The following is a 5,262-nucleotide window of genomic DNA, read 5'->3' as shown; positions in this document are numbered from 1 at the left end:
GCACTGACCACCGGTACCGGCTCCATCTTCGGCTTCCTGGTCGCGCGCCAGGCCTATGATTCCGCCCTACTGGCGCCCATGTTCATCGTCATGTCCTTCTCCTTCGGGCTGGCGATCTTCCTGCTGGTGCTCGCGGGGTTCACCGCCTACCTGCTGTACTACGTCAACGCCGACCCGATGCCGGCCGAGGAGAAACCCGAGGCCAGCGACGGGGTATCCGGCCGGGACCTCGCGCTCGTCGGGGGCGGGCTGCTCGCGCTCGTGGTCGGCTCGCGGTGGCTCGTCGCCGGCGGCACCGACCTGTTGCTCGAGTTCGGCTTCTCGGAGCTGTTCGTCGGCCTCACCGTGCTGGCGCTCGGAACGTCGCTCCCCGAACTCGCCGCCTCCGCCGTCGGCGCCGTCCGCGGCGAGACCGGCTTCGCGATCGGCAACGTCGTCGGCTCGAACATCTACAACGTGCTCGCGGTGCTCGGCATCGTCGCGCTGATCACGCCCATCGAGATCGCTGCGAGCACGCTCCGGTTCGAACTCCCGATACTGGTCGGCTTCACCGTCGTCCTGGTCGCGATGATGGGGTACGGACGGCGGCTCACACGCGCCGACGGCGTCGTTCTCCTCGCTGGCTACCTCGGCTTCGTCTTCCTGCTCGTCCCGTAGCACCCAAACGATTTGGGAGTGGACTTTACGGGATACCCCTTGTACGAAACGTATGAGCGAATCGAAAGAAACCACGTACGTCGGGAAGGCCTGTGCGTACATCACCCGGGAGACGGGCGAGTTGCTCGTCTTCGAGGGCCCGGGACATGAGGGCCTCCAGATTCCGAAGGGAACCCTCGAGGGCGACGAGTCCCCTCGAGAGGGGGTGTTTCGCGAGGTACGCGAGGAGAGCGGTCTCGCAACGCTGCAGGGAACCGAACACCTCACGACCGATATCTGGGTTCGGCGCCAGTCCCCGCCGAAGTGTTACGTCCGCCACTTCTTCCACGCGACCGTCCACGAGCCCCGCGACCGCTGGACCCACACGGTCCGGGACGGCGGCGACGAACACGGCTCGGAGTTCGAGTTCCGGTGGATCGAGCCGACGGCCGACCGCGAGTTCGCGCTGGATCTCGACGACTACGTCGGCCTCCTGCCGTCCGCGACGGCCGGTCGAAATCCGCAGGTCGCCTCCGACTGATCCGGATTGCTGTACCGATGTTCCGGCGCAACCGTCTCGGGTCGCGGTTGTGCCGGAACTGACGTACAGTAAACCGTATGACACCCTTCTCGACCGATCGAAAGCGGAGCGTATTCGAGGCCCCGCCCCCGAGGAGTCGACGTGATCGCAATCGTCGAGAGCCGCGCCGACCGCGCCTCAGTCCATATCTGCGAGCAGCTCCGGAAGCTCGCCGACTGGACCGAACGCGAGGATCCGAACCGTCCCGCGGCCGACGGCGGCGGCACGTACTACCGACTCGAGGGCGCCGAACTGCGCTCGTTCGACGACCTCCATCTCGACCTGGAACGGCCGGCCGAGGCCTTCGACTGCGACCCCGAGCTGCTAGTCTTTGCCTCCCGGCACTCGGGAGATACGGGCGCCCTGCTGACCGGCCACTTCACGGGGAACTTTGGTTCGGCGGAGTTCGGCGGCGAGGACGACGCCCTCGCAGAGGCCTGCCCGAACGCCCTCGCCGAGCTGCTCGCGGCCTTCGAGACCCACGCGCCGGAGGGGTACGACGTCGGCATGGAGTGTACTCACCACGGCCCGAGCGAGGTGGGCTGTCCGTCGCTGTTCGCGGAGCTGGGCAGCGACGACGAGCAGTGGGACGACCCCGACGGCGCCGCGGCCGTCGCCCGGGCGATCCTCGAGCTCCGTGGGGTCGACGCCCACTGTAACAGGCAGGTCGTCGGCTTTGGTGGCAACCACTACGCGCCCCGCTTCCAGCGGGTCGTCGAGGACACCGAGTGGGCGGTCGGGCACATCGCCGCCGACTGGGCGCTCGAGTCGATGGGCCACCCCGAGAACCACCGGGAGGTGATCGAGCGCGCGTTCGAGGCGAGCGACGCCGAGCTGGCGGTGCTCGACGGCGAGTGGCCCGTCCTCGAGGAGCTCCTCGCCGACCTCGATCGCCGGATCGTCGGCGAGACCTGGCTACGGGCGGTCGGCGACCGCCCGCTCGAGCTGGTCGAGGCCGTCGAGTCCGAGCTCGGAACCGTCGAAGCGGGAGTGCGGTTCGGCGACCGCCGCGAGGAGTCGTTCGTCGTCCGCGAGCTGCCGGGAGAGCTGCTCGAGACCGCCCAGGGCGTCGACCCCGATCGGGTCCGGAAGCTGTTCGAGCACCACGCCGTCGCCTTCGAGACCGAGAACGCCGGCAGCCGCGTCGGGGGCCGCGTCGCCCTGCCCGATCCGGAGGCGAAACGGGAGGTCCTCGAGGATCTCGTCCCGGTCCTCGAGGAAAAGTACGAACGCGTCTCGCTCGGGGAGGAGGCCGTCGTCGCAGAGGAGCGCGCGTTCGACCCCGAACTCGCCCGAACCCTCGGCGTCCCGGAGGGGCCGGCGTTCGGCGCGCTCGCGGACGGCGAGGCGGTGACCGTCGACGGCGAACGGATCGATCCCGAGGCCGTCCACCGCGAGCGCACCCACCGGTTCGAGTTCTGACCGGTCGGGTCGGGGAGGGAAGTCCTCGGTTGTCCCGCCGGGGGTTGCGGTCGATCGGTTCTCGACTCCCGACACGTAACCGCGCCTTATCCCGCCTCCGGGCGTCTGACGTGTAGGGGAAAGGTAATTATGCTCCATCTACTACTGGCTCCCAGGAATGGACTCTCTTATCGAAGACGCGATCGACGAGGCCGAGAACGCGGAGGGGGACGTCCCCGACGCGTCGGGGTCGGACCGGTCGAGCGCGAACGGCGTCGACAACAGCGGCACGATGACCGACGACGAACTCGAGGACGTTCTGCAGGATCTCCAGACCGACATTACGGTCGTCGGCTGCGGCGGCGCCGGCGGGAACACCGTCAATCGGATGCACGAAGAGGGGATCCACGGGGCGAAGCTCGTCGCCGCGAACACCGACGTCCAGCACCTGGTCGAGATCGAGGCCGACACAAAGATCCTGATGGGCGAGGACAAGACCGGCGGCCGCGGTGCGGGCTCGCTCCCCCAGGTCGGCGAGGAGGCCGCCCTCGAGAGCCAGGAGGACATCGCCGGCGCGATCGACGGCTCCGACATGGTGTTCGTCACCGCCGGACTCGGCGGCGGCACCGGCACCGGTTCCGCGCCCGTCGTCGCGAAGGCGGCCCGGGAGTCCGGGGCGCTCACCATCTCGATCGTCACCACGCCGTTCACCGCGGAGGGCGAGGTCCGCCGAACGAACGCCGAAGCCGGCCTCGAGCGCCTGCGCGACGTTTCCGATACGGTGATCGTCGTCCCCAACGACCGCCTGCTGGATTCGGTCGGCAAACTGCCGGTTCGCCAGGCGTTCAAGGTCAGCGACGAGGTGCTGATGCGCAGCGTGAAGGGCATCACCGAGCTGATCACCAAGCCCGGCCTCGTCAACCTCGACTTCGCCGACGTCCGCACCGTCATGGAACGGGGCGGCGTCGCGATGATCGGGCTGGGCGAGTCCGACTCCGAGGCGAAGGCCGAGGACTCGGTCAAGACCGCGCTGCGATCCCCGCTTCTGGACGTCGACATCTCCGGGGCGACCTCCGCGCTGGTCAACGTCACCGGCGGGAACGACATGTCCATTGAGGAGGCGGAGGGCGTCGTCGAGGAGATCTACGACCGGATCGACCCCGACGCCCGCATCATCTGGGGGACCTCGATCGACGAGACCCTCGAGGGCAGCATGCGGACGATGATCGTCGTCACCGGCGTCGAGTCGCCACAGATCTACGGCAACGGCGACGAGCAGCCGGCCCAGCCCGAACGTGGCTCCGGGGCTCGAGGCCGGGGCGGCGCTCGCGGCGAGGACGACATCGACTTCGTCAACTGATCGGCGAACGCGACTCACCTTCTCAGAAGAGTGCAGCGATCGACGGCGCCGTCGCGTCAGTCGTCGGCGGTCGCCGGCTCGCCGCCCGCGAGGTCGCCCTCGATGCTCGGCGGATACTTCCCGCGCTCGAGTTTCAGATCCGACTGCGGCCGGGCCATGCAGGTCAGCGCGTAGTTCTCGGCTTCCTCCTCGGTGAACCCACGAGCCGCGGGCTGGGTAACCTCGCCCTCGAGGATCTCGGCGGTGCAGGCCAGACACATCCCGACGCGACAGGAGTACTCCTGGGCGATGCCCTCCTCGAGACAGCGGCTGAGGATCGTCTCCTTGTCGGTACAGGTGATCGACTCGCCGGTGCCGACGAACTCGACGGTGTACTCGGTCATACGGAGCGATACGAACGACCCCGACAAAACTCTTTATTAGCTGGTGCTCGACCGATCCGCCGCCGTCGACCCGCCGGACAGCACATAAAACGTTTTCTTACCCCGCACTCCACACTGTTCCATATGAGTACGCAGGAGCAGTCGGCCGCCGGGGCGTCCGGGACGCGATCGCCGGACGTCGTCGTCGTCGGCGCCGGCACCGCCGGCAGCTATGCCGCAGCGACTGTCGCACGCGAGGGGTATGACGTCGTCCTCGTAGAGCGCAAATCGGAGGACGAGGCGGGCCACATCGCCTGCGGGGACGCCCTGAAGGGCGCGGCGGACTTCCCCGACGCGATCCCCAGGTCCCAGATCGAGCCCGCGTTCACCAACACCGAGGTCGACCACGGTCGCTTCGAGATCCCCCAGGAGGACACCGTTCTCGAAATCCCGATCCCCGGGGAGCTGGCCGTCGTCGATCGATGGGAGTACGGCAGGCTCGTCATCGAGGGCGCCGCGAACGCGGGCGCGGAGATCCACTACGACACCGTCGTCCAGGACGTCACCCAGGACGAGGACGGCCGGGTGACGGGCGTCCGGGCGATGCGGAGGGGCGAACCGCTCGAGTACGAGGCGGAGGTCGTCATCGACGCGGCCGGATCGCTGTCGGTGCTCCAGGACCACGTCGACTTCTCGGGGTCGACGTTCGATACGAACGTCAACTACTCCCACTTCTGTTCGGGCTACCGCGAGGTCGTCACCGTCGACGACCCCGTGGAGTGGTCCGACGCGCTGGTGTTCAAGCCGACCGAGCGGGCCGCGGGCTACCTCTGGTACTTCCCGCGCACGGAGACCGAGATCAACGTCGGCCTGGGCTTCCAGATGACCGAGGAGCCGATGCAGCTCGTCGAGAGCCTGAAGCG

General features: G+C 68.2%; 6 protein-coding genes. 5 read left to right on the top strand and 1 reads right to left on the bottom strand.

Annotated features, from left to right (window positions below; genetic code table 11):
• The 4 genes from ACNA7R_RS19145 to ftsZ form a co-directional block, all read left to right on the top strand.
• A partial coding sequence (locus tag ACNA7R_RS19145; RefSeq protein WP_416285111.1) for a sodium:calcium antiporter occupies positions 1 to 657 on the top strand: 657 nt, incomplete at its 5' end.
• 52 nt (positions 658 to 709) lie between these two features.
• Positions 710 to 1,177: an NUDIX hydrolase gene (locus ACNA7R_RS19140; RefSeq protein WP_416285110.1), complete on the top strand. Its 468-nt coding sequence runs from the start codon at positions 710 to 712 to the stop codon at positions 1,175 to 1,177.
• A 141-nt stretch (positions 1,178 to 1,318) separates the two neighbouring features.
• Positions 1,319 to 2,638, top strand: coding sequence for a D-aminoacyl-tRNA deacylase (locus ACNA7R_RS19135; RefSeq protein ID WP_416285109.1), 1,320 nt, complete (start codon positions 1,319 to 1,321; stop codon positions 2,636 to 2,638).
• A gap of 157 nt (positions 2,639 to 2,795) precedes the next feature.
• Positions 2,796 to 3,977 carry a cell division protein FtsZ gene (gene ftsZ, locus ACNA7R_RS19130; RefSeq protein ID WP_416285108.1) on the top strand — a complete coding sequence of 394 codons (1,182 nt, stop codon included), beginning with the start codon at positions 2,796 to 2,798 and terminating at the stop codon, positions 3,975 to 3,977.
• A 56-nt stretch (positions 3,978 to 4,033) separates the two neighbouring features.
• On the opposite strand, the gene ACNA7R_RS19125 is transcribed toward ftsZ, so the two are convergent.
• Positions 4,034 to 4,360: a 2Fe-2S iron-sulfur cluster-binding protein gene (locus ACNA7R_RS19125; protein WP_008426990.1), complete on the bottom strand. Its 327-nt coding sequence runs from the start codon at positions 4,358 to 4,360 to the stop codon at positions 4,034 to 4,036.
• Between the two features lie 123 nt (positions 4,361 to 4,483).
• Between ACNA7R_RS19125 and ACNA7R_RS19120 the strand changes: the two genes are divergently transcribed.
• A partial coding sequence (locus tag ACNA7R_RS19120; protein WP_416285107.1) for a geranylgeranyl reductase family protein occupies positions 4,484 to 5,262 on the top strand: 779 nt, incomplete at its 3' end.

The sequence above is a fragment of the Natronococcus sp. genome (assembly GCF_047921035.1).
GTDB lineage: Archaea > Halobacteriota > Halobacteria > Halobacteriales > Natrialbaceae > Natronococcus.
This window is presented reverse-complemented; position numbering and strand designations above follow the sequence as displayed.